Raw genomic sequence first — 22,061 nt, forward strand, 5'->3', positions numbered from 1 at the left:
TTTACATGCCTGCTCTTATCATCGCGGGATTTATAATGATAAAGGCGTGAAGAGTATTTCTGGCCTGCGTGCTTTCCTTGCCAGTATTGTCGCCTTTTCTCATTTTGTTCATTATATCTACGGGCTGGATCAACCGTGGATATATGATAAAAACTATTTTGCCTGGTTCTCTGAAGGCAACTTTTTTGTGAATTCGGGTAAATTCGGCGTCTTGCTGTTCTTTATGATTTCGGCTTTCCTGTTCTATCGCTGGCTGGATAACGATACGCTCACCCCTGCACAGCTGAGTGGAAAACTCTGGCGTTCACGCGTTCGACGTATCGTCCCGATGTTTTGGTTCTCAGGTTTCGTTATCTTTACCATTGGTGCGCTGCAAGGTGCGCTGGTACCGCCGTTGCAAGCGCTGAAAGATGCTGTTTTATGGCTGTTGTTCATTGGCAGCTACAACGTTGGCGAGATGTCTACGGCGGTGGTGAACTCCGGCGTGGAGTGGACGCTGCGTCTGGAATGGTTGCTGTATTTGTCTATTCCCGTGATTTATTTCCTCAATCGATTAACGCGCGGGAAATACAAAACCCTGCTGATCCTTTCGTCCATCGGCGTTATTTTCATCATTGCCGTCGCATTACGTTTGTATGGGAAAACCTATACCGATCCGCGTCCGGTACTCGGCTTTGCGATGGGATATTTTGCTTATAAATTCCGCGATAGATTTGCTGGTTTACGCCATTCCCGCAGTGCGGCAATCCTCAGTCTTGGATTGGCAGCTTTCTCTCTGTTCTTCACCTCGAATACCTTCTTCTATGTCTTCTTCCTGATATCCCTGACGGTGATCTTCTTTATTGTCAGCAGCGGTAATTCGCTGATGGGACTGCTGGAAAATAAGACCTTGATGTCGATTGGTGAAGTGAGCTATAGCCTCTATTTGATTCATGGCGTCGTGCTGTACGGTATTGAGCAAATCCCACCAACGTTATATCCGCATAATTACTGGATGTTCACGCTGTTATCTACACTGTTCTTTGTTGCGGCGTTTTATGTCGCAAAAATGACCTATCTTTGGGTGGAAAAACCGTTTATCGGCAGCAGTGGCGGTAAGTCTAAAGCAGCAACCAAAGCAGCAGCCGAAAATTAAGAATTTGACTGATTACCTTCGCTTAATATTCGTATTACTGTTAACCAGAAGTTTTTAGAGGTACTGGCAATGCAGGATATTCGTTTCTCAATTGTAATTCCCGCGTATAACGCGTCGAAGTCGATTGTAACGACGCTGGATTGCGTCAAAGCGCAAACCTATCGCAATTTTGAAGTCATCATTGTGGATGACAAATCGGCTGATGCCGCTGAGCTGGCACAGGTGGTGCGCAGTGAGCGTTATCAGGATCTGGACATCAAACTTGAGCTGTCTCAGGTGAAACTCAACGGTGCCGGCGCTCGTAACAAAGGTATCGAACTGGCTGAGGGTGATTTCATCAGCTTCCTCGATGCAGATGATGAGTGGGGCGTTGATAAGCTGCTCACCGTGTATGACACCATCACCAGACTTAAAGCACAGGGTAAGTCGAACTATCTGATTTTCAGCCAGGTAAACATTCATCAGGACGGTAGATTCCTGAAAGTAATGCCGATGCAGGCGCCGGGCAAGAATGAAACCATCGCTGAATATCTGTTTGGCTGTTACGGCTTTATTCAAACCAGCACCATTGTGTTGAAGCGCGAAGATGCCGATAAAATCCGTTTTGATGCGCGTTATATTCGCCATCAGGATTATGATTTCTGCATCCGTGCTGACCGCATGGGCTATGAGTTTGTGATGATTGATAAGCCGCTCGCCACCTACCACCTGGTGACCAAATTTGGTTCCAAACACAAAGGCGAGTCGGTGAAGTACTCCTTCTTCTGGCTGGACACCATGAAGCCGCACCTCACGGCACGTGACGTCCATACCTATAAGGCGTTCAAGCTGCCGCTGCGTTACAAGATGGACGGCAAATCGCTGTTAGCCAGCGTTAGTTTCGCGCGCTATTTCTTCCTGACCAACCGTGACAATCGCGCTTACTTCATGAATCGCCTGCTCGATAAGGTGAAATCGCGCTTCTCTGGCGGGCGAGCCGTTTCCTGATTCATTTTAAAGAATTTCACTTGCTCCCACACCGGGGGCAATTTTTTGGTTCCTGACACTCCGGGTATACAAATGACAAATCATGTTGGCACCGTCGGTATCGTGATGCCGATGTATAACGCGCGTAAAACGGTATTGCGTGCGGTAGAGTCGATCGTCAATCAGACCTATAGCGACTGGCATCTTTATTTAATAAATGATCAGTCCACCGATGATTCGCTGGCCTATGTACGCGAACACTGCACTGATGCGCGCATCACCATTCTTAACAATGAAGTCAACCTCGGTGCGGCGGAAACGCGTAACGTTGGCCTGCGCGCGGCGAAAGAGGAGATTATTGCTTTCCTCGACAGCGACGACGAGTGGCACACTGATAAACTCGCCGAGCAGACTGCGGCAATTGCGGCAGGCGATGACTTTGTCATCACGCATTATCACTACAAAACCAAAACCGCCGACCACGATATTCTCTACAGCAAACCCTATCTGCAGCAGGAAAACTTCGTGAAGAAGCAGTATCGCGTCTGCTTCTCTTCCGTGTGTTTCCGCCGTCCCCCTCAGGGCATCTTCTTCCAGCGTAAAGGGCATGAAGATTTCCTGTTCCTCTACGAACTGTTCCTCCGCTACAAGCAAGCTCGGGTGATCCAGAAGACGCTGGTCAACTATTACGAGCTGGGCGACTCACTCTCGCGCAATAAGAATAAAGCGGCGAAATGGCACCTCGAATTATTAAGAATTATCTATAAAAACAATCCGTTAAAAATCTATTACTATTACGGCTGGTATATGGTGAACGGCGTTCTCTTCACCCTGAAGCATCGTTAAGACCCGCTATTTTTCACGCTGCTACAGCGCTAGCAGCGCGAAGGAATTGGGCCTTAATTTCAAATTTTGAGGTGGAAAGCGTTTCATGAAAAAGATTGTTTTAGTGATTAAAGATGCCTACTCCTACGCGGGCACCGAGAACATCTGCAACTTCATGTCGGAGTGCCTAGGTGAGCAGCACGCCGTCACCATTTATTCGCTGGAAGGACACGGCAAAACCTTTTATCCGTTCGACCGCGTAAAAGAAATTGTCAGCTTTGAAGGGCACAGCAACCCGATTAAAAGCGCCGTGGCGCGCATTCATCAGGAAGGCTTCGACAGCGTATTTCTGATCAGCATGGGCCGCCTGAGCGTGATGTTCGCCTTCTGGAACCTGATGGCGATGAAGAAAAAACGCTTTAAAGCCTACGCCTGTGAACACATCGCGATTAACTCCTTCAGCAAGCCGATCAAAGCGCTGAAGTGGATGCTGCTGCGCTATTACGACCAGGTCATCGTGCTGACGGACAAAGATCATCAGGTGTTCAGCCGCTGGAATATCGCCAGCAAGCAGATCCCCAATCCGGTGGTGTACAAGGCGTTTCAACGTCAGACCCGCAGCCGTCAGGCGCTGGCGGTCGGTCGTCTCGATAATCAAAAAGGCTTCGACCTGCTGCTGGATATCTGGGCCGACTTCAGTAAAACCCATCCTGAATGGAAGCTGGTGATCGCGGGTGACGGCGAACTGCGTCAACAACTGCACGATCAGGCTGCGGCGTTGGGCATTACCCATAGCGTTAACTTCGTCGGCAAAGTCAGCAACATCAACGATTACTACCGTGACAGCGACATGGCGCTGATGACCTCGCGTTATGAGGGCTTGCCACTGGTGCTGCTCGAAGCGAAATCCTGGTCATTGCCGGTGGTGGCTTATGACTGCCCAACCGGCCCGCAGGAGATTATCAATCACGGTGAAGATGGGTTCCTGGTGCCGATGAATGACAAATCAACGTTCCTGGCGCGCATGGAACAGCTGGCCAGTGACGATAGCCTGTTTTACGCCATGAGCGAAAAAACCAAAGAAACTGCGCTGAAGTTTGACGGTAACCAGATCAAACAAAGCTGGCTAGCCCTGGTTTAGCCAAATAATTCATGCCGCAGGAAGGCGGCAAATGCTTGAGTCCCCGTGAGCTTACTTGAGTAAGTGACAGGGGCGAAGGCAGGCAGCCAACGCCCCTGTGGCGTGAAGTATGACGGCTAAATGCCTCCGGGATCACATTTATGGCTGTTACGCAGCCCCATGACCACGGGATTGAAAGCATGAAAAGAAGAGAAGTCTTGCAAACTGCAGCCTCCTCCATTGTTGCCGCGCTCTCAGTGAGCGCATTTTCCAGCTATGCGGCAAAAAGTGGTCAACCGGCTTTGAAAGCTGTCGATCCGTCCAGCGTACCGCAGGGCGATGTACCAATTTTAACGCCAGAAAATGTCTACACCATGCCACCACAGTTTTGGCAGAACTTTGAGGGCAAATTGTGGATCGGGCAGGCCGGTCAGGATGCCAGCAAAGCGGGCAATCAGATTCCAGTCTTCCTGCGCGATGCCAGCGGTAAAGTGTCACAAATCAGCCAGCCTATTGCGCTAAATAAGGGCAACTTCGCGCAATTCATTCACGATAATGCAGCGTTGATCGCCAATCCTGCTCACTCCATGGTGGTGGAAGACGATCAAGGGAATACGCTGTTTTCGATTGCAGATGTTTCACGACCGAATCCGAGTAACTTTAGTCAACGTCTGGCGCAGCCGAATGGCTATCAGCTGATTGGCGAAATCCCGTCGGTTGAGGAGTTAAGGAAAACGCGTCCGCTGTTCGCGGGTGCCAAAATCAAGCTGAAAAGTTGGCATGAAGGCTTAGAAGTGGGCGGCGGGGAATTCGTTGGCGCTTTTGGTGACGGCAAAGATGATGGCGGCGTTATCTTCAGTGGTAAAGGCTTCTATTGGCGTCGCGTGGTTGAAGATTTTAACCGCCTGACGCTGTTCGATTTTGGCGCTATTGCCGATGCCAAAACCGATGCCGCACCGGCGATAAAAGCCATGTATCAATGGTCAATTGATGCCAATCAGCAGATCTGTGTGCAGTTCCCGGCAGGCAATTTCTTCGTCACCGAGTGCGATTTCGGTAATGAAGAACGACGCTACTTCCGTATCTCCGGCGCGATGGTCAATTTTGGCTATTTCCCGGCGACCACGCTGACTTCAGACGGTCGCTCTGAATTCCTGTTCCAGGTGAACGCGCGTTGGACTGAAATCTCCAATCTGATTTTCAACGGTCAAAACGACAAGCGACCGAATAAGCAGGGGCTGTTCCGCAACACGTGTCCCGGCGGGCAATTTTTCCGTGGTGCCTGCTTGCGACTCAATCAGGTTGGCGGAGTGTCGTTGAGCTTACTGGATACGCTGGATTGTAAAATCGACCAGTGGTACGCCAATGCCTGTACCGGTGATGTGATCAAAGCCAGTTGGTCGGGCCAAAAGGCTGGCGCCTGGGATCACAGCACGGCGATTGAACTCTCCAACTTCAACGCTCAGCACTGTAAAGGCGGTAAGGTGTTGAATCTGCCACGTTGCAGCCAGTCGATCATTCATAACGGCTGGATCGAGCACAGTGAGTTTCCCGGTGACATTTCCAATGGGCAGTGGATTATCGATGCGCTCAGCATTGAAGACTGTAAAAATCCGCTGATTGCGCACAACTCGCGACTGAACATGCGCCAGACCAACCTGCAGGCGGGGAGTTGGATCGACAACTCGATGGAAGGCGAGCGTTGGCTCAACATCTGGGAGATGGGATCCACGCGCGTGGAATCTTACGGTGTCGCCATCGATGGCAGCCTGAAATACAACTACATCACCTCACGCTTCCGCCTGGCGAATAACACCAACCAGGAAACCTGGTTTGAACTCGGCAACTTCTACTCACCTACGGTGGGAGACAGCTGGGAGATCGAGGTGTTTGGTCAATCGCAATTCAATAATGGCACGGCAAATCAGCCCTTAATGAACGTCATTGATGGTAAAGGCACCGGCGGTCGTGCGGTTATTCATCTGCAACGCAAAACCAAAAATGCGGAAGCCAGCTGGTCTGCCGAAGGCAGTTCACCCGTGGTGGATGTCCGCTTTGAACCGCGCTCAGAGACGGACACGAAAGTGTTCGTCAAGCTGGCTGGTTGGACACCCACCACCGCTATTTTGATTAAAAGCACCGCCAAGGACCGCTTCCTTACCGGACGCTGTGCGCGTGTGGATGCCACCATGGCGCAGGGCAGTCCTGCCAGCGGCAGCCAGCAAGCACCGCAGCGCTTCAGTCTGCACAACGGTAAAGCGGGTATAGGCGGTAACGAGCAGGGCGATCTGCTGCTGGCCTCGCGCGCGCTGAAACCGGAGCAGGTAGATACGCGTGAGCCGAAAGGATTTGTCTCGGTGGTGATTAACGGCGAACAGGTGGCGTTACCCTATTTTGCGGTGAAGTCGTAATGCAGTAACCGGAGAGGGCGCAGCCGTTTGCGCCCTCTCCGGGAAAGGTTGGGAGCGGCCTGCAGGTCGCCCGTTTGAGGACAGATTTTCTATTTTGGGCATTGTTCCCATTGCAGTTTTTTAACACAGAGTTCACTTTGCCCGTGCAGGAAATGACGTGGCTTGTAAAAAATTAAAAAAATTTTTCTGGAGTGTTTATGAAGATTTTATTGGTGGGAAACCATACCTGTGGAAATCGTGGGGATGGCGCGATTTTACGTGGACTGATCGACTCTTTGCAGTCTGCGCGTGGCGACCTCGATATTGATGTGATCAGTCGTTATCCAACAAGCTCCGGGTACTTATTGCAACAGGATATCCAGCAGGATTCCTTGTTTCTGCATAACAGCAAATCAGCGAAAGGGCTGGTGGGCAGCGTTAAACGTAAAGTGGCCAACCGCCTGATGCCCGAAATCATGATGGCGCATCTGGGCAAGGGTGGCCTGTACAAATCGTTCTCTGTGCCGCCACATCTGGCGCAGTTCACCAAAAGTCTGGAACAGTATGACGCCATCATTCAGGTGGGCGGTTCGTTCTTCGTCGATCTTTATGGTGTGACGCAGTTTGACCACGCGCTCTGTGCATTGATGGCGAAAAAGCCGCTGCACATGGTCGGTCACTCCGTGGGACCCTTTGAGAACCCCCGCGTGAATGCGCTGGCCAATTTCGTGTTTGATCGCGTCGATAGCCTGGTGCTGCGTGAAGAGGTCAGCTTCGATCGCCTGAAACAAGACGGCGTCACCACCAGCCGCGTGAAGAAGGGCGTCGATACCGCCTTCCTGGTGAAAGCACGCGATGTGGAGAATCCGAGCCACAACCTGCTGCACTGGAAAAACATCATCAGCGCGCGTAAAACCATCGCCATCACCGTGCGTGAACTGGCACCGTTCGATAAACGTCTCGGCGTGACGCAGAAAGAGTACGAAGCGGCCTTTGGGAAAGTCATCAATGCGATGATTGCTGAAGGCTATCAGGTGGTGGCTTTCTCTACCTGTACCGGCATCGACAGCTACGCCAAAGACGACCGCATGGTCGCGCTGACGCTGCGTGATCACGTCGATAATCCCGATCATTACCATGTCATCATGGACGAGTTCAACGACCTCGAACTCGGCATCCTGCTAAGCCATTGTCACCTGACTATTGGCACCCGCCTGCACTCCGCCATCATTTCCATGAACTTCGGTACCCCAGCCGTGGCCATCAACTATGAGCACAAATCGCTCGGCGTGATGAAACAGCTTGGATTGCCGCAGATGGCCACCGACGTGCAGAGCCTGATGGATGGTTCGCTGATCGATAAAGTACAAACCGTACTGGCGGACTACGACAACGTGAAACGCAAAGTGGACACCGCGGTGGCGCAGGAGCGTGAAATTGGTAACCGCATTACGGCAGAAATTCTCAACGTGCTGGGGTAAGTGATGAAGCTGACCTTTTTCACCATGCGTTTTCCGGTTGCCTCTGAGACGTTTGTCCTCAATCAGGTAACGCATTTCATCGATGCAGGCTATGACGTGGAGATCATCTCCGTGTTTCCGGGCGATATGATCAATCGCCACGCCGCGTTCGATGATTACAATCTGGCGGCGAAAACTCACTATTTACTGCCGGAAGAGAAAGTTTCGAATCTCGATAAGCTGACGCAGCGCATTGGTTTGATGCTGCCGAAAATCGCGAAGCCGGCGTTAATCAAATCACTCAACGTCGGCCGCTACGGCCAGCAGGCGAAAAAGCTGCTGCTGCCGGCGATTGTTGCTAACGCGAAGCAAACCTTCACCGCGGATGTGTTTCTGGTGCACTTTGGTTATGCCGGTGCGCTGGCCAACAAACTGCGTGAGCTCGGCGTGCTGAAAGGCAAGCAGGCGACGGTGTTCCACGGCGCGGATATTTCGCGCCGTCACATTCTCGAAGAGCACAAGCTCGATTACGTCAACCTGTTCAAACAGAGCGAGTTGATGTTACCCATCAGCCATTTGTGGGAGAACAAGCTGATTGAGATGGGTTGTCCACGCGAGAAGGTGCACGTGACGCGCATGGGCATCGAGCCTGAGAAGTTTAACTTCAGGCCGCGTGAGGCGTTTCATCAGCCGCTGCGAATTGTTTCGGTCGCGCGTTTGACCGAGAAAAAGGGCTTAGACGTGGCGGTAAAAGCCAGCGAAATTCTGCGCAACAACGGTGGGCAGTTCGAGTTCACCATCATCGGCAACGGTGAGCAGGACGGCATGATGCGTGAACACATCGCGCGTGCCGGACTGGAAGCCTTTGTCACTATGCCTGGTTTCAAGCCGCAGGAGGAGATTCGTCAGGCGTTGAATGATGCTGATATCTTCCTGCTACCGTCGAAAACCGCAGCCGATGGCGACATGGAAGGCATTCCGGTGGCGTTGATGGAAGCGATGGCGGTGGGGCTGCCAGTGGTTTCGACCTATCACAGCGGCATCCCGGAGCTGATTCAGAACAACGTCAGCGGCTGGCTGGTCTCCGAAAACGATGCCGAAGAGTTGGCTGACACGCTGCTGAGTCTGTCACGCGGTGATGTCGATGTCGCGCCGGTCGTGGCTGCTGCGCGACACAAAGTGGAAACCGAGTTCAATCAGCACATCGCTTATGGCGAGCTGGCTAAAATTCTGGAGCGCATGGTGTGAGCGGATTAAAAAAACAGGCCGTCTGGCTGTTTGGCAGTACCTGCTTCGCGGCATTGCTGCAGGTGTTACAGCTCAGCGTTCTGGCGCGAAAACTGGAAGCGCATGAGTTGGGTTTATTAGCCATTATCAACGCCATTCTGGCGGTGGCAACGGTGTTGCAGGATATGGGGATGAGCAGCTACATCGTGCATCGCCAGGACATCAACCGCCGCCAGCAGAGTACGATTTATTGGGTCAACGTCTCACTCAGCTTGTGTACCGGCTTGATTATGCTGGCAATTGCCTTCCCGGTGGCGTGGTTCTATCACCTGCCTGAATTGACCGGGCTGATCATGCTCACCAGCCTCAACTTCCTCGTGCTGGGACATCTGTCGCAGTATCAGGCGCACTATGTGAAATCCAAACGTATGGTGACGCTGGCGAAGATTGAGATGGCCACCAAGTTGTTCGCGTTCATCTGTACCGTGGCGATGCTCTACTTCACTTCGCTCACGGTGGCGGCGGCCATCCTTGGGCTGTTCATCAATGCCTTTACGCGCATCCTGTGCATGATCTACTTCGGGGAGAAGTCATGGCGCCCGACGTGGGAGTTTGAAGGGGCGACCTTCATCAGCGCGGTGCGTTACGGCATTTATCAGCTCGGTTCTCAGACCATCAACCAGCTGCGTACCCAGGCGGATGCGTTGATTGTGGGTAAAGTGATGGGCGCGGAGATGCTGGGGATCTACTCGCTGGCAAAAGAGTTGATTCTGCAGCCACTGAAACTGGTATCGCCGGTGATTAACCGTCTGGCCTTGCCGCGTTTCGCCGAGAAGCAGCACGATCCGGAGCAGCTGAAAAATCTGTTCCTGAAAGGCACCTTCGTCATCATGTTGTTCAGCAGCGCGATGTATCTGGCGATTGGCATTCTGTCTCCGGTCATCGTACGCGTGCTGTATGGCGCATCGCATGAGCAGGTTTACCATCTGATTCCGCTGATGCTGCTGTTCGGCATGCTGCGTCCGATGGGGGGCTTAACCGGCGCGATTTCCCAGGCGAACGGCAAGACTAACGTCGAGTTTTACTGGAATATTGTGGCGAGTCTGGTGGTGGTCGTGGTACTGGCGACAACCTACATCTGGCCGAACGTACTGTATGTGGCGTTGACGCTCTCCATCTCGCAGGTGCTGATTTCTGCTTTCGCCCATCCGTTCTTTATCAAGCCGGTGATTGGTATCCGCTTTATGCCGTATGCCCGCCAGTGGGTTTCGGTGTCGGTGGTGTTTGTCGGCCTGATGATGCTGGTGAATCACTTCAATCTGTTCGTGATGCCGGAATGGTTTGAGGGCTGGCTGTAAGTTTTAGGATAACGACGCTATCAGCGCGGGTATGAGCTTTGAGCGAGTGCCCGCGCCAAAATACCCCTCATCCATTCTGCAAATCAATGGTCTTATCCCCAGTGCTTTTTCCATCAATCTCCCACTGTTTTTCAGCAGTTTAGCCGGTTCATTTTCCGTGTCTCAGGCGAAGCGGCAGCCAGGCGTTTTGGCGATTTTTGATGTCGTGACAGAGAGTTAGTGTCGGATTTTCAGATAAAGATTATACTTGCTGCACCGGCCGATCCTGCATAATCGACCCCACCTATTCACTTCATGAAATGGAATAAATATGACCAAGCTTAAAGCAGTAATCCCGGTTGCGGGTCTCGGTATGCATATGCTCCCTGCAACAAAAGCTATCCCGAAAGAGATGCTGCCAATCGTCGATAAACCGATGATTCAATACATCGTTGACGAGTGCGTAGCGGCGGGCATCAAGGAGATTGTGCTGGTCACCCATGCTTCCAAAAATGCAGTGGAAAACCACTTCGACACCACCTATGAGCTGGAAGCGCTGCTTGAAGCACGCGTAAAACGTCAGCTGCTGAGCGAAGTGCAATCAATCTGTCCTCCTGGCGTAACCATCATGAACGTGCGTCAGGCGAACCCACTGGGTCTCGGCCACTCTGTGCTGTGTGCACGCCCGATGATCGGGGATAACCCGTTCGTGGTGGTACTGCCAGATGTGCTGCTGGATGACTCAACCGCTGACCACCTGCGTTATAACCTCGCGGCGATGGTGGCTCGTTTCGAAGAAACCGGTCACTCACAGGTGCTGGCGAAACACATGCCGGGCGAAGACCTGACCGAATACGGTGTTCTGACCACTGAACAGCCGATCGATAACCCAGGCGACATCAGCACTATCACCAACATCGTTGAGAAACCAGAAGCGGGCCAGCTGGATTCAGACCTGACTGCGGTCGGTCGTTATGTGCTGTCTGCGGATATCTGGCAAGAGCTGGAAAAAACTGAGCCGGGCGCATGGGGCCGTATCCAGCTGACCGATGCCATCGCATCACTCAGCAAGAAGAAACCGGTTGATGCACAACTGCTGACCGGTACCAGCTTCGACTGTGGTAAAAAAATGGGCTACATGCAGGCATTCGTTTCTTACGGTCTGCGTAACAACGCACAGGGTCGTGATTTCCGCGAAGCTATCCAGAAAATTCTGGCGAAATAATCCATTCTCATGCCGCGCCGCTTGCGCGGTTTAAAGGAGTACACATGGCTATTTTGGTAACGGGCGGAGCAGGGTACATCGGCTCCCATACGGTGCTGGCGCTGTTAGAGCGCGGTGACGACGTTGTGGTCCTGGATAACCTTTGCAATGCTTCGCGTGAAGCCATTAATCGCGTGGAGAAGCTGTCTGGCAAGAAAGCGGTGTTCGTTGAAGGCGACATCCGCGATCGCGCCTGCCTGCGTGACCTGTTTGCCGCCAACGATATCTCGGCAGTGATTCACTTCGCCGCGTTGAAAGCCGTCGGCGAATCCACGCGCATGCCGCTGGAATACTACGAGAACAACGTGGCAGGCACCGTGGTACTGCTGGAAGAGATGCGCGCTGCTGGCGTGTGGAACTTTATCTTCAGCTCCTCAGCGACCGTCTACGGCGCCGATGCACCGGTTCCTTACGTGGAAACCACGCCAATCGGTGGCACCACCAGCCCGTACGGCACCTCTAAGCTGATGATCGAATTCGTGATGCGCGACTTCGCTAAAGCTGACCCGAATTTCAAAGCCATCGCGCTGCGCTACTTTAACCCGGTTGGCGCGCATGAGTCTGGCGAGATTGGTGAAGACCCAACCGGCATCCCTAACAACCTGCTGCCATATATCGCGCAGGTGGCGATTGGTCGCCTGGACAAGCTTGGCGTGTTTGGTGATGACTACGACACGCCAGACGGCACCGCACAGCGCGACTACATCCACGTAGTGGATTTGGCCGAAGGCCACCTGAAGGCGCTGGATCATCTGCCGAAAGTCACCGGTTACAAGGCGTATAATCTTGGCGGCGGGGTAGGGTTCTCGGTGCTGGAAATGATTAAAGCGTTCGAGAAGGCTTCTGGTAAGGCGATTCCGTTTGAGTTTAAGCCGCGTCGTGATGGCGATCTGCCGGCGTTCTGGGCGGATGCAAGTCTGGCGAACACCGAGCTGGACTGGCGGGTAACGCGTGGAATCGATGCGATGATGCGCGACACGTGGAACTGGCAGAGTAAGAACCCGGATGGGTTTAAGTAATACGATGAAGGCGGACTTGATGTCCGCTTTTTTTGCGTCTGATTTGACTTACTCCTGCTTTTCGTCACTTTCTGATTGCTTCAGTTTGGTCACAGGTAGACGATCCTCTTACACCTCATCGCACAATCGGTTAATAATTGAACCATCACTTGATGCCAAAGGCCATTTCGTTCGTGTTCACATGACCTCGGTGGTAAAATTCAAGTTCCGAAATAATCAATTCTTTCTAATTAACTCTGAAGAATTAAAATTATTTCAAGCAAATAGTGCTCAGCTCGATTAAATCGCACTAAGCTTAAAGATCGGTATTACACACATCAGCATGTTGGGAGCTGCAACCCAAGGGCGGTAGCTTTGTCCATTGCTAATGTGGGGTGTTTATTTCTCCTCTGGCCGGGATACGGTCGCAATGTCAGGAATAGTCCAACGTCATGAAGATTTTAATTACTGGTGGTGCAGGTTTTATCGGCTCAGCTGTGGTCCGTCATGTTATCAATGACACCAGTGATGAGGTGATTAACGTCGATAAACTGACCTATGCGGGAAACCTCGAATCGCTTAAAACGGTCAGTGATAATTCCCGTTATACCTTCTGTCATGTCGACATTTGCGACGGCGTTGCTTTGTCTAAAGTATTCGAAGAACATCAGCCGGATGCGGTTATGCATCTCGCTGCAGAGAGTCACGTAGATCGCTCGATCACCGGGCCTGCTGAATTTGTGCAGACTAACGTTGTTGGCACCTACGCCTTGCTAGAAGCCAGCCGCCAGTACTGGATGGCATTGCCTGAAGATCGTAAAAGCGCATTCCGCTTCCATCATATCTCAACTGATGAAGTCTATGGTGACTTGCCGCATCCGGATGAAATGGAAGGCGAGCTTCCGATGTTCACCGAGTCAACGCCATATGCGCCAAGCAGCCCTTACTCTTCAACCAAAGCTGCGAGTGACCACCTGGTTCGCGCCTGGGGACGTACCTACGGTTTGCCAGTGGTGGTCACTAATTGTTCCAACAATTACGGCCCGTATCATTTCCCGGAAAAACTCATTCCTCTGATTATCAGCAACGCATTGGAAGGCAAACCTTTACCGATTTATGGCAAGGGCGACCAAATTCGCGACTGGTTGTATGTCGAAGATCATGCACGTGCGCTGTATACCGTGGTGACGAAGGCTAAAACGGGTACCACCTATAATATCGGTGGCCATAATGAGAAGCAGAATCTCGAAGTGGTTCACACAGTTTGTGAATTACTGGACGAATTGCGTCCGAAAGATACGCCGTATGCTCAACAAATCACCTATGTTGCTGACCGCCCTGGTCACGATCGCCGTTACGCGATTGACGCAGCGAAGATTGAAAAAGATTTAGGATGGACACCGCAGGAAAGCTTCGAAACTGGCCTTCGCAAAACCGTTCAGTGGTATCTCGACAACCATGAGTGGGTTGAGCACGTTAAAAGCGGTGCCTATCAGAATTGGATTGAACAAAACTACGAGAAACGTAGCTAATGAAAATTTTGCTATTGGGTAAAAATGGTCAGGTGGGTTGGGAACTCCAACGCGCATTGGCACCTTTGGGTGATGTCATTGCGCTAGACCGCTACTCCGTGGACTTCTGTGGTGACTTGACTAATCCAGAGGGTATCACGAATTCAGTGCGCGATATCAAGCCTGATGTGATCGTCAATGCTGCCGCTTATACCGCGGTGGACAAAGCCGAGAGCGATCTACAGAATGCTGAGCTGATCAATGCCGCAAGTGTTGAAGCGCTGGCGATTGCAGCGCGTGATGTAAACGCTCTATTGGTTCACTACTCGACCGACTACGTCTTTGATGGCAGCGGTGAACGCCCGTGGAGCGAAGATGATAAGACATCTCCGCTCAATGCTTATGGCAAAACCAAACGTCAGGGCGAAGAGGCGATTGTTAAGCACGCCCCAAACTATCTCATTTTCCGCACCAGTTGGGTTTATGCTGCCAAAGGCAATAATTTCGCCAAGACCATGATCCGCCTGGCGCAAGAGCGCGAAAGCTTGTCGGTGATTAATGACCAATTCGGCGCACCAACGGGTGCTGAATTGATCGCAGATTGCACAGCGCACGCAATCAGAACCACATTGGCTGAACCCGAAAAGAGCGGAATCTACAACCTGATTGCTTCGGGTGTTACCACATGGCATGCCTATGCAGACTTAGTCATTGCGCATGTGCGTGGAAAGGGCCTACCGATCAAAGCCACAGCCATTAACACCGTTGATACTAGCGCTTTTCCGACGCCAGCTAAACGCCCACTAAATTCCAGACTGAACACCAGCAAATTCACGACTGCATTTAATCTAACCCTCCCTGAATGGAAGGTTGGGGTTATTCGTATGTTGGATGAAATTTATCACTGAGTGTTGTTAGAGTCAGATTAACAAATTGAAGGATAACGTTGTGACGAGTAAAAAAGGAATCATCCTTGCTGGCGGGTCAGGAACACGCCTCTACCCAGTAACGATGGCAGTGAGTAAGCAGTTATTGCCTATCTATGATAAACCGATGATCTACTACCCGCTGAGCACGCTGATGCTGGCGGGGATACGCGATATCCTGATCATCAGCACCCCGCAAGATACGCCACGTTTTGAAAGCCTGCTTGGTGATGGTTCTCAGTGGGGTTTGAAGATTCAATATAAAGTCCAGGAAAGCCCGGATGGTTTAGCCCAAGCCTTTATTCTGGGTGAAGAGTTCATCGGTGATGATAACTGCGCGTTGATTCTTGGCGACAATATCTTCTATGGTCATGATCTGCATAAGCAATTGGAAGAGGCCTCAAACAAGAAACAGGGCGCAACGGTGTTTGCTTATCATGTGCATGATCCAGAGCGTTATGGCGTGGTGGAGTTCGATAAAACCGGGAAAGCGATTTCTCTTGTTGAGAAACCCATTGAGCCTAAAAGTAACTACGCAGTGACCGGCCTTTATTTCTATGACAATAGCGTTGTTGAACTGGCGAAGAACCTCAAGCCCTCTCCCCGTGGTGAGCTGGAAATTACTGATATCAACAATCTTTACCTTGAGAAGGGCAAACTTTCTGTCTCTATCATGGGGCGTGGACATGCGTGGCTTGATACCGGAACGCATCAGAGCTTGATGGAAGCGAATAACTTTATTCAGACGATTGAGACCCGCCAGGGACTGAAAGTGGCCTGCCCAGAAGAGATTGCTTATCGCATGGGCTTTATTGATGCAGAAAAGTTGAAAGAACTCGCGCAGCCTCTGCTGAAAAATGATTATGGCAAATATTTGATGGCGTTATACAACGGAAAATTATAATGAAGATTATTGATACTGAAATTCCTGACGTCAAAATAATTGAGCCATCGGTGTTCGGCGACGAGCGCGGTTTCTTTATGGAAACCTGGCAGCAAAAGAAATTTGAAGAACAGGTTTCTCCGCGTACGTTTGTTCAGGACAACCATTCAAAATCCTCTAAGGGTATCCTGCGTGGTTTGCATTATCAGACAGTCAACACCCAAGGTAAACTTGTTCGTGTAGTTTCAGGCGAAGTCTACGATGTCGCAGTGGATATGAGAAAGTCATCGCCTACCTTTGGAAAATGGGTAGGTGTGTACCTTTCGGCTGAAAACAAGCGTCAGCTATGGGTGCCTGAAGGGTTCGCTCATGGTTTTTATGTGACGTCGGAAAGTGCTGAGTTTGTTTACAAATGCACCGATTATTACAATCCGCAGCATGAGCATTCATTGCTTTGGAATGATTCAGATTTAAATATTAATTGGCCGATCTCTGAAGGTGATATTCCTGCTCTTTCCGCGAAAGATAAAGACGGAACACCCTTATCACAAGCAGTAACCTTTGATTGATTCCTAAACTAAGGATGAGGATGTTACTCATCCTTTTTTATGTAGCTGATGATGATGAGCGATAAAGGAACCATAAGTATCTTAATGGGTACTTATAATGGCGAGAAATATTTAGAACAGCAATTACAGTCTATTGCTGTTCAAACTTATAAAGACTGGAAACTGATTGTTTCGGATGATGGATCGACGGATCGCACACGTGAATTAATTGAGAAGTTTGCTCAGCAATTTCCAGACAATAAAGTCATTTTGCTTACAGGTCCGGGAAAAGGGTTTGCCGCAAATTTCTATAGTCTACTAAATCGTAATGATATCAACTCTGAATTTTACGCTTTTTGTGACCAAGACGATATCTGGATTGAAAACAAACTTGAAGTTGCTGTGAAGAAGTTAACATCTGAATCAAATTCATTGAACAAGTATAGACTTTACGGATCTCGTACTAAGTTAATTGATTCTAACGAAAACAGCATTGGCTTTTCACCTCGCTTCTTAAAACTATTTCAATTTAGAAATGCGCTTTTACAGAGTTATGCGGGTGGCAATACTATGGTTTTCAATCGGGAGTTGAAGGTGCTTTTTGAAACACTTCCATCGGATTTGAAAATTGTTTCTCACGATTGGATTATGTATATCGTTTGTAGCGCAATGAATGGAACTGTAATTTATGATCATCAGCCCTATATACTTTACCGACAACATGATCAAAATCTAGTCGGCAGTAATACTGGAATAATGTCCAAAGTCACGCGCTTTAATCGACTTTTTGCTGGTGAGTTTAAATCCTGGAGCAAAACTAACTGCATGACACTTGAGTGCATTAAAGAGAAGATGCCACCAGAAATTAAACTAGACTATGAGAGGTTTAATGCTCTGAATAGTGGTCTGTTGACCAGAGTTGTCAATTTCATAACTGGCGGATTTTATCGGCAGAGTTTTATTGAGACATGCGCTTTCTTCATTATGAATGTCTTTAGAAAATTAGTTTAACCATCGACGGTGCAAAAATGAAACGTATTATTTTTATGATTATCAGATTTTTTCTGAAAATTGTAATCTATTTATATTATGGTGTCCTGTCCATCCGCGATGACATCAAAACAAAAAAGTATGCTGAAGTAAAAATTAAAAATGACTTTACCGGTGGTAAGGTTATGCTTCTTGCTCTCTATGAGAAATCATCTCTTCGAAATGATACCTTAGAGTTAATTAAAGAAGCAAAACGGAACAATGTATTCGTCGTTGCAGTGAATACGCTACGGCTTGAAGAGCATAATTATCCATTAGACCTAGTGGATGTATATATAGAGCGTGATAACTACGGCCGAGACTTTGGTAGTTACAAAGCAGGTATGAAGTATTTCTTTGATAAGGGCTTTCAGGATAAGTGTGAACGTCTACTAATTATCAACGATAGCGTATTCTTTTCAAAACGTGGTCTTCCTGAGTTCGTCCACAATCTCTTCAACACTGATGTTGAAGTGCTGGGTGCTACTGAAAATAGCCAGCATTCCCATCATCTGGGATCATTTTGTATCTCGGTTGCGGGTAAAATTGTACGTAACGTCAAATTTAAAAACTTCTGGTTTAATTATAAAGCTTCTAATGTAAGGCCTTTGGTAATCAAGCGTGGAGAATTTGGCTTAAGCAGATTGCTTAAATCTCTAGTAAGCTCTGAACAAAGCTTTAAATCATTATTTAACATTTCATTTATGGAAAGGAAATTAAGCAATGACAAGGCATTATATGAAAGCTATTACTATTATAGACGAGAAGGTGAGAGTTCCTGGAGAAATAGATCGATTACTGGATTAATAGCTGGTGATGAAGTTCTTTCTTCATATTACAATAAATATATTCTGGCAAATAAACGAGCTAAAAGTCTTGCTTTTGCTAGTAATGACTTAAGCAAGTACCATGCTACTGAGCATGAATATAGTAAGTTAGAATCTAGCAAGGTAGATTATTTAGAAGCTGTTAATTTTTTTAAAAGTTATGCTCATAAAGAAGGGGAGTTAAACGCTCAATTTAAGCAAAGATTGATTTCTTTGTATCTGGATGAGTTTACTTTAGGTTCGCAAATCCACATAAACTGCCTTGCTTTGCACCATGTAGGGCTTCCAATTATAAAGTTGGATCTCATGTTCCGATGTGTATGCAACATGAATGATATTATCAAGTTAAGAGACCAACTTGAAGAATCACAAAAAGAAGAGTTTATGACGCTTATCCTGGCGCGTCTGTGTGGCGATAAGTTCCTGGTCGGATTGAATCGACTGGCGTACCAATTTGGAATCTTGTAATGGCTAATAATATGAAGTCTGTGGGGTGGGACGACTTCACTTCCGCATTAAGAAATTTTCATGTTGTGAAAGTGATGGGTGGACAAGACATCCGCATGCGATACAAGCGGTCAAAGATGGGTCCTTTTTGGATAACCATCAGCATGGCTGTGATGATTACTACTATGGGATTAGTGTTTGGTAATCTTTTCAAAACTAATGTTAAGGAGTTTTTGCCTTATCTCACCTTAGGCCTCATTACATGGACATTTATTCAAAGTTGTATTTCTGAAGGGTGTGATGCGCTTATTTCTTCTGAGGGTATCATTAAACAGTTACCTGTGCCATTACATGTTCATGTCATGCGTGTGATTTGGAAAAACTTCCTTATATTCTTGCACAATATTGTTATCTTCCCTTTGGTTCTGCTTGCGGTCCAGAAGAATGTAAGTTGGACGGTTATTCTGGCTATACCCGGATTTTTACTACTTGCATTGAACTTGACTTGGGTGTTAATGATTCTTTCAATGATTTGTGCCCGTTTCCGCGATATGACACAAATTGTACTGAGTATCATGCAAGTGATTTTCTATTTAACACCCATCATCTGGATGCCTAAACTGCTTTCACATAGTTCAGCAGCCATGCTTCTGAATTTTAACCCACTTTACCATCTAATTGATTTGGTGCGAGGCCCGTTATTGGGTGAAATGCCGATGGCAAGCAGCTACATTATTGCTACTGTTATGGCAATAGTCGGGCTGTCATTGTCGATTGCAATGACCAGTAGATATAAATACCGCGTTCCTTATTGGGTTTAATATTATGGCTATTATCAAGTTTGAAAATGTTGGCATTGATTTCCCAATATTCAACGCACAGGCAAGATCAATTAAAAAGAATTTCATTAACTTTGCTACTGGTGGAAAAGTAGGCCAGCATGATGGAAAAGTCGTCGTTTCTGCACTCAATAATCTTAATTTTGAGATTAAAGATGGCGAGCGTGTCGGGTTGATCGGGCATAACGGTGCAGGTAAAACTACCTTGCTTCGTATGTTTAGTAAGGTTTACCACCCAACAAGTGGTACTGCTCAAATTGAAGGTGACATCGGCTCATTAATTTCTATTTCATTGGGCATTAACCAGGAATTCACTGGTAGAGAAAATATCTATATTCGCGGTGCTCTTTTGGGTCTTAAAAAGAAAGAGATTGATGCTCGAATCGAAGAAATTATCGACTTCACGGACCTGGGCGATTTTATTGATATGCCGGTGCGTACCTATTCTTCAGGTATGCAAATGCGCTTAGGCTTTAGCGTAAGTACCATTTTTACACCCGAAATTTTGTTAATGGATGAGTGGTTATCTGTTGGTGACGAAGGGTTTAAAGAAAAAGCTGAAACGCGCTTAACCAATATTATTAATGCAACCAAGATATTGATTCTGGCTAGTCATAGTAATGAATTGTTAAGAAAGACCTGCACTAGAATTCTTTGGCTTGAACATGGCACAGTGAAAATGGATGGCTCGCCCGAAGAGATACTGCCGCTGTATTTCAAATCGAAGATTCAAAGAGGCGATTTGTTAACCGACGCGTAATCATCCACTTTTATTGTGTGTTTAAGCATCGCACCATTCACTACCTATAGTGATGGCAGATGAGTTAACATATTTGCCACTTTAATCACAAATCTAAGTTTGTGATGGTAACTTCAGACAGGAGTAGATAATGTCCAAGCAACAAATCGGTGTTGTCGGTATGGCAGTCATGGGCCGTAACTTGGCTCTAAACATTGAGAGCCGCGGCTACACAGTGTCTATCTTCAACCGTTCACGTGAGAAGACTGATGAAGTCATCGCTGATAGTCAGGGTAAGAAACTGGCCCCTTTCTACACCGTTGAAGAGTTCGTTGAATCCCTCGAAAAACCGCGCCGTATTCTGCTAATGGTGCAGGCTGGCGAGGCTACTGATAAGACTATCGCTTCTCTTACCCCGCATTTGGACAAGGGTGACATCCTGATTGATGGTGGCAACACCTTCTACAAGGACACTATCCGTCGTAACAAAGAATTGTCTGATCAAGGTTTCAACTTTATCGGTACTGGTGTTTCCGGTGGCGAAGAGGGTGCATTAAAAGGCCCTTCAATTATGCCTGGTGGCCAGAAGGAAGCATACGAACTGGTTGCACCTATTCTGGATAAGATTGCTGCTCGTGCTGATGATGGCGAGGCGTGCGTTGCTTATATCGGTCCAAACGGTGCAGGCCACTATGTGAAGATGGTGCACAATGGCATCGAATATGGTGACATGCAGCTGATCGCAGAGGCCTATGCTCTGTTAAAAGGCGCGTTGGGTTTGGACAATGAAGAACTCGCTAAGACCTTCACTGACTGGAACAACGGTGAGCTAAGCAGCTACCTGATCGACATCACTAAAGATATCTTCACTAAGAAAGATGAGGAAGGTAAATATCTGGTTGATGTGATTCTTGACGAAGCGGCAAACAAAGGCACTGGTAAGTGGACGAGCCAGAGCTCGTTGGATCTGGGTGAACCACTGTCACTGATCACTGAATCAGTATTTGCTCGTTATCTCTCTTCTCTGAAGTCACAGCGTGTTGCGGCTTCTAAAGTGCTGAGCGGCCCTCAGGCAAAAGCGTTCACTGGCGACAAAGCTGAGTTCGTTGAGAAAGTACGTCGTGCATTGTATCTGGGCAAAATCGTCTCTTATGCACAGGGCTTCTCACAACTGCGCGCTGCTTCTGAAGAAAACAATTGGGATCTGCACTACGGCGAGATTGCTAAAATCTTCCGTGCTGGCTGTATCATCCGTGCACAGTTCCTGCAGAAAATTACTGATGCTTACGCTAAAGACGCAAACATCGCTAACCTGCTGCTTGACCCATACTTCAAGAATATCGCTGATGAATACCAGCAAGCGTTGCGTGATGTAGTTTCCTACGCGATTCAGAATGGTATCCCAACGCCGACCTTCTCTGCCGCAATTGCTTACTACGACAGTTATCGTTCAGAAGTTCTGCCTGCGAACCTGATTCAGGCTCAACGCGATTACTTCGGTGCGCATACGTATAAGCGTATTGATAAAGACGGTGTGTTCCACACTGAGTGGTTGGATTAAAAATTAAAAAAGGCTTCCATAGGAAGCCT

General features: G+C 48.5%; 19 protein-coding genes. All 19 read left to right on the plus strand.

Annotated features, from left to right (window positions below; translation table 11 throughout):
* Nucleotides 1–46: 46 nt before the first annotated feature.
* The 19 genes from CRO33_RS01065 (at nucleotide 47) to gndA (ending at nucleotide 22,032) form a co-directional block, all read left to right on the plus strand.
* On the plus strand, nucleotides 47–1,135 hold the full coding sequence (locus tag CRO33_RS01065) for an acyltransferase family protein (protein WP_236699772.1): 1,089 nt from the start codon (nucleotides 47–49) through the stop codon (nucleotides 1,133–1,135).
* A gap of 69 nt (nucleotides 1,136–1,204) precedes the next feature.
* A complete protein-coding gene (locus CRO33_RS01070) occupies nucleotides 1,205–2,122 on the plus strand; it encodes a glycosyltransferase family 2 protein (RefSeq protein ID WP_097116648.1) in 918 nt (305 codons plus the stop codon).
* A gap of 72 nt (nucleotides 2,123–2,194) precedes the next feature.
* On the plus strand, nucleotides 2,195–2,947 hold the full coding sequence (locus tag CRO33_RS01075) for a glycosyltransferase family 2 protein (RefSeq protein ID WP_097116649.1): 753 nt from the start codon (nucleotides 2,195–2,197) through the stop codon (nucleotides 2,945–2,947).
* An 85-nt stretch (nucleotides 2,948–3,032) separates the two neighbouring features.
* Nucleotides 3,033–4,067, plus strand: a complete 1,035-nt coding sequence (locus tag CRO33_RS01080) for a glycosyltransferase (RefSeq protein WP_097116650.1) — start codon at nucleotides 3,033–3,035, stop codon at nucleotides 4,065–4,067.
* Between the two features lie 179 nt (nucleotides 4,068–4,246).
* On the plus strand, nucleotides 4,247–6,457 hold the full coding sequence (locus tag CRO33_RS01085; protein ID WP_034825254.1) for a phage tailspike protein: 2,211 nt from the start codon (nucleotides 4,247–4,249) through the stop codon (nucleotides 6,455–6,457).
* Nucleotides 6,458–6,654: 197 nt separating this feature from the next.
* The gene (gene wcaK / locus CRO33_RS01090) at nucleotides 6,655–7,917 is read left to right on the plus strand and encodes a colanic acid biosynthesis pyruvyl transferase WcaK (protein WP_097116651.1); all 1,263 of its coding nucleotides are present in this window, start codon (nucleotides 6,655–6,657) and stop codon (nucleotides 7,915–7,917) included.
* 3 nt (nucleotides 7,918–7,920) lie between these two features.
* On the plus strand, nucleotides 7,921–9,144 hold the full coding sequence (locus tag CRO33_RS01095) for a glycosyltransferase (RefSeq protein WP_097116652.1): 1,224 nt from the start codon (nucleotides 7,921–7,923) through the stop codon (nucleotides 9,142–9,144).
* Nucleotides 9,141–10,481, plus strand: coding sequence for an MOP flippase family protein (locus CRO33_RS01100; RefSeq protein WP_045832317.1), 1,341 nt, complete (start codon nucleotides 9,141–9,143; stop codon nucleotides 10,479–10,481). The genes CRO33_RS01095 and CRO33_RS01100 overlap by 4 nt, the downstream gene beginning before the upstream one ends.
* A 310-nt stretch (nucleotides 10,482–10,791) precedes the next feature.
* Nucleotides 10,792–11,685, plus strand: a complete 894-nt coding sequence (gene galF / locus CRO33_RS01105) for a UTP--glucose-1-phosphate uridylyltransferase GalF (RefSeq protein ID WP_097116653.1) — start codon at nucleotides 10,792–10,794, stop codon at nucleotides 11,683–11,685.
* A gap of 44 nt (nucleotides 11,686–11,729) precedes the next feature.
* Nucleotides 11,730–12,743 carry a UDP-glucose 4-epimerase GalE gene (gene galE, locus CRO33_RS01110; RefSeq protein WP_097116654.1) on the plus strand — a complete coding sequence of 338 codons (1,014 nt, stop codon included), beginning with the start codon at nucleotides 11,730–11,732 and terminating at the stop codon, nucleotides 12,741–12,743.
* A 431-nt stretch (nucleotides 12,744–13,174) separates the two neighbouring features.
* Nucleotides 13,175–14,254: a dTDP-glucose 4,6-dehydratase gene (gene rfbB, locus CRO33_RS01115; RefSeq protein ID WP_097116655.1), complete on the plus strand. Its 1,080-nt coding sequence runs from the start codon at nucleotides 13,175–13,177 to the stop codon at nucleotides 14,252–14,254.
* Complete coding sequence (rfbD, locus tag CRO33_RS01120) at nucleotides 14,254–15,141, plus strand: dTDP-4-dehydrorhamnose reductase (protein WP_097116656.1); 888 nt, start codon at nucleotides 14,254–14,256, stop codon at nucleotides 15,139–15,141. Before rfbB ends, rfbD begins: the two co-directional genes overlap by 1 nt.
* Before the next feature lie 40 nt (nucleotides 15,142–15,181).
* The gene (rfbA, locus tag CRO33_RS01125; RefSeq protein WP_097116657.1) at nucleotides 15,182–16,063 is read left to right on the plus strand and encodes a glucose-1-phosphate thymidylyltransferase RfbA; all 882 of its coding nucleotides are present in this window, start codon (nucleotides 15,182–15,184) and stop codon (nucleotides 16,061–16,063) included.
* Nucleotides 16,063–16,611 carry a dTDP-4-dehydrorhamnose 3,5-epimerase gene (gene rfbC, locus CRO33_RS01130; protein WP_097116658.1) on the plus strand — a complete coding sequence of 183 codons (549 nt, stop codon included), beginning with the start codon at nucleotides 16,063–16,065 and terminating at the stop codon, nucleotides 16,609–16,611. The genes rfbA and rfbC overlap by 1 nt, the downstream gene beginning before the upstream one ends.
* 84 nt (nucleotides 16,612–16,695) lie before the next feature.
* Entirely contained in the window at nucleotides 16,696–17,601 is a 906-nt protein-coding gene (locus tag CRO33_RS01135) for a glycosyltransferase family 2 protein (protein WP_176505710.1), read from the plus strand.
* Between the two features lie 17 nt (nucleotides 17,602–17,618).
* Nucleotides 17,619–18,914 carry a rhamnan synthesis F family protein gene (locus CRO33_RS01140; RefSeq protein WP_097116660.1) on the plus strand — a complete coding sequence of 432 codons (1,296 nt, stop codon included), beginning with the start codon at nucleotides 17,619–17,621 and terminating at the stop codon, nucleotides 18,912–18,914.
* Complete coding sequence (locus CRO33_RS01145) at nucleotides 18,914–19,714, plus strand: ABC transporter permease (RefSeq protein WP_097116661.1); 801 nt, start codon at nucleotides 18,914–18,916, stop codon at nucleotides 19,712–19,714. Before CRO33_RS01140 ends, CRO33_RS01145 begins: the two co-directional genes overlap by 1 nt.
* 4 nt (nucleotides 19,715–19,718) lie before the next feature.
* A complete protein-coding gene (locus CRO33_RS01150) occupies nucleotides 19,719–20,492 on the plus strand; it encodes an ABC transporter ATP-binding protein (RefSeq protein WP_097116662.1) in 774 nt (257 codons plus the stop codon).
* Nucleotides 20,493–20,622: 130 nt separating this feature from the next.
* On the plus strand, nucleotides 20,623–22,032 hold the full coding sequence (gene gndA, locus CRO33_RS01155; RefSeq protein ID WP_097116663.1) for an NADP-dependent phosphogluconate dehydrogenase: 1,410 nt from the start codon (nucleotides 20,623–20,625) through the stop codon (nucleotides 22,030–22,032).
* The last annotated feature ends 29 nt before the right edge of the window (nucleotides 22,033–22,061 follow it).

This window comes from Pantoea sp. GL120224-02, from assembly GCF_900215395.1.
In the GTDB taxonomy this organism is placed as follows: Bacteria; Pseudomonadota; Gammaproteobacteria; order Enterobacterales; family Enterobacteriaceae; genus Pantoea; species Pantoea communis.

Bases quoted from the DNA above. Each gene is read 5' to 3' on its own strand.
- CRO33_RS01080 (WP_097116650.1), top strand. From the start codon at position 3,033: ATGAAAAAGATTGTTTTAGTGATTAAAGATGCCTACTCCTACGCGGGC.
- rfbD (WP_097116656.1), top strand. From the start codon at position 14,254: ATGAAAATTTTGCTATTGGGTAAAAATGGTCAGGTGGGTTGGGAACTC.
- galF (WP_097116653.1), top strand. From the start codon at position 10,792: ATGACCAAGCTTAAAGCAGTAATCCCGGTTGCGGGTCTCGGTATGCAT.
- CRO33_RS01150 (WP_097116662.1), top strand. From the start codon at position 19,719: ATGGCTATTATCAAGTTTGAAAATGTTGGCATTGATTTCCCAATATTC.
- rfbB (WP_097116655.1), top strand. From the start codon at position 13,175: ATGAAGATTTTAATTACTGGTGGTGCAGGTTTTATCGGCTCAGCTGTG.
- wcaK (WP_097116651.1), top strand. From the start codon at position 6,655: ATGAAGATTTTATTGGTGGGAAACCATACCTGTGGAAATCGTGGGGAT.
- rfbC (WP_097116658.1), top strand. From the start codon at position 16,063: ATGAAGATTATTGATACTGAAATTCCTGACGTCAAAATAATTGAGCCA.
- CRO33_RS01135 (WP_176505710.1), top strand. From the start codon at position 16,696: ATGGGTACTTATAATGGCGAGAAATATTTAGAACAGCAATTACAGTCT.
- gndA (WP_097116663.1), top strand. From the start codon at position 20,623: ATGTCCAAGCAACAAATCGGTGTTGTCGGTATGGCAGTCATGGGCCGT.
- CRO33_RS01140 (WP_097116660.1), top strand. From the start codon at position 17,619: ATGAAACGTATTATTTTTATGATTATCAGATTTTTTCTGAAAATTGTA.
- galE (WP_097116654.1), top strand. From the start codon at position 11,730: ATGGCTATTTTGGTAACGGGCGGAGCAGGGTACATCGGCTCCCATACG.
- CRO33_RS01070 (WP_097116648.1), top strand. From the start codon at position 1,205: ATGCAGGATATTCGTTTCTCAATTGTAATTCCCGCGTATAACGCGTCG.
- CRO33_RS01085 (WP_034825254.1), top strand. From the start codon at position 4,247: ATGAAAAGAAGAGAAGTCTTGCAAACTGCAGCCTCCTCCATTGTTGCC.
- CRO33_RS01075 (WP_097116649.1), top strand. From the start codon at position 2,195: ATGACAAATCATGTTGGCACCGTCGGTATCGTGATGCCGATGTATAAC.
- CRO33_RS01145 (WP_097116661.1), top strand. From the start codon at position 18,914: ATGGCTAATAATATGAAGTCTGTGGGGTGGGACGACTTCACTTCCGCA.
- CRO33_RS01095 (WP_097116652.1), top strand. From the start codon at position 7,921: ATGAAGCTGACCTTTTTCACCATGCGTTTTCCGGTTGCCTCTGAGACG.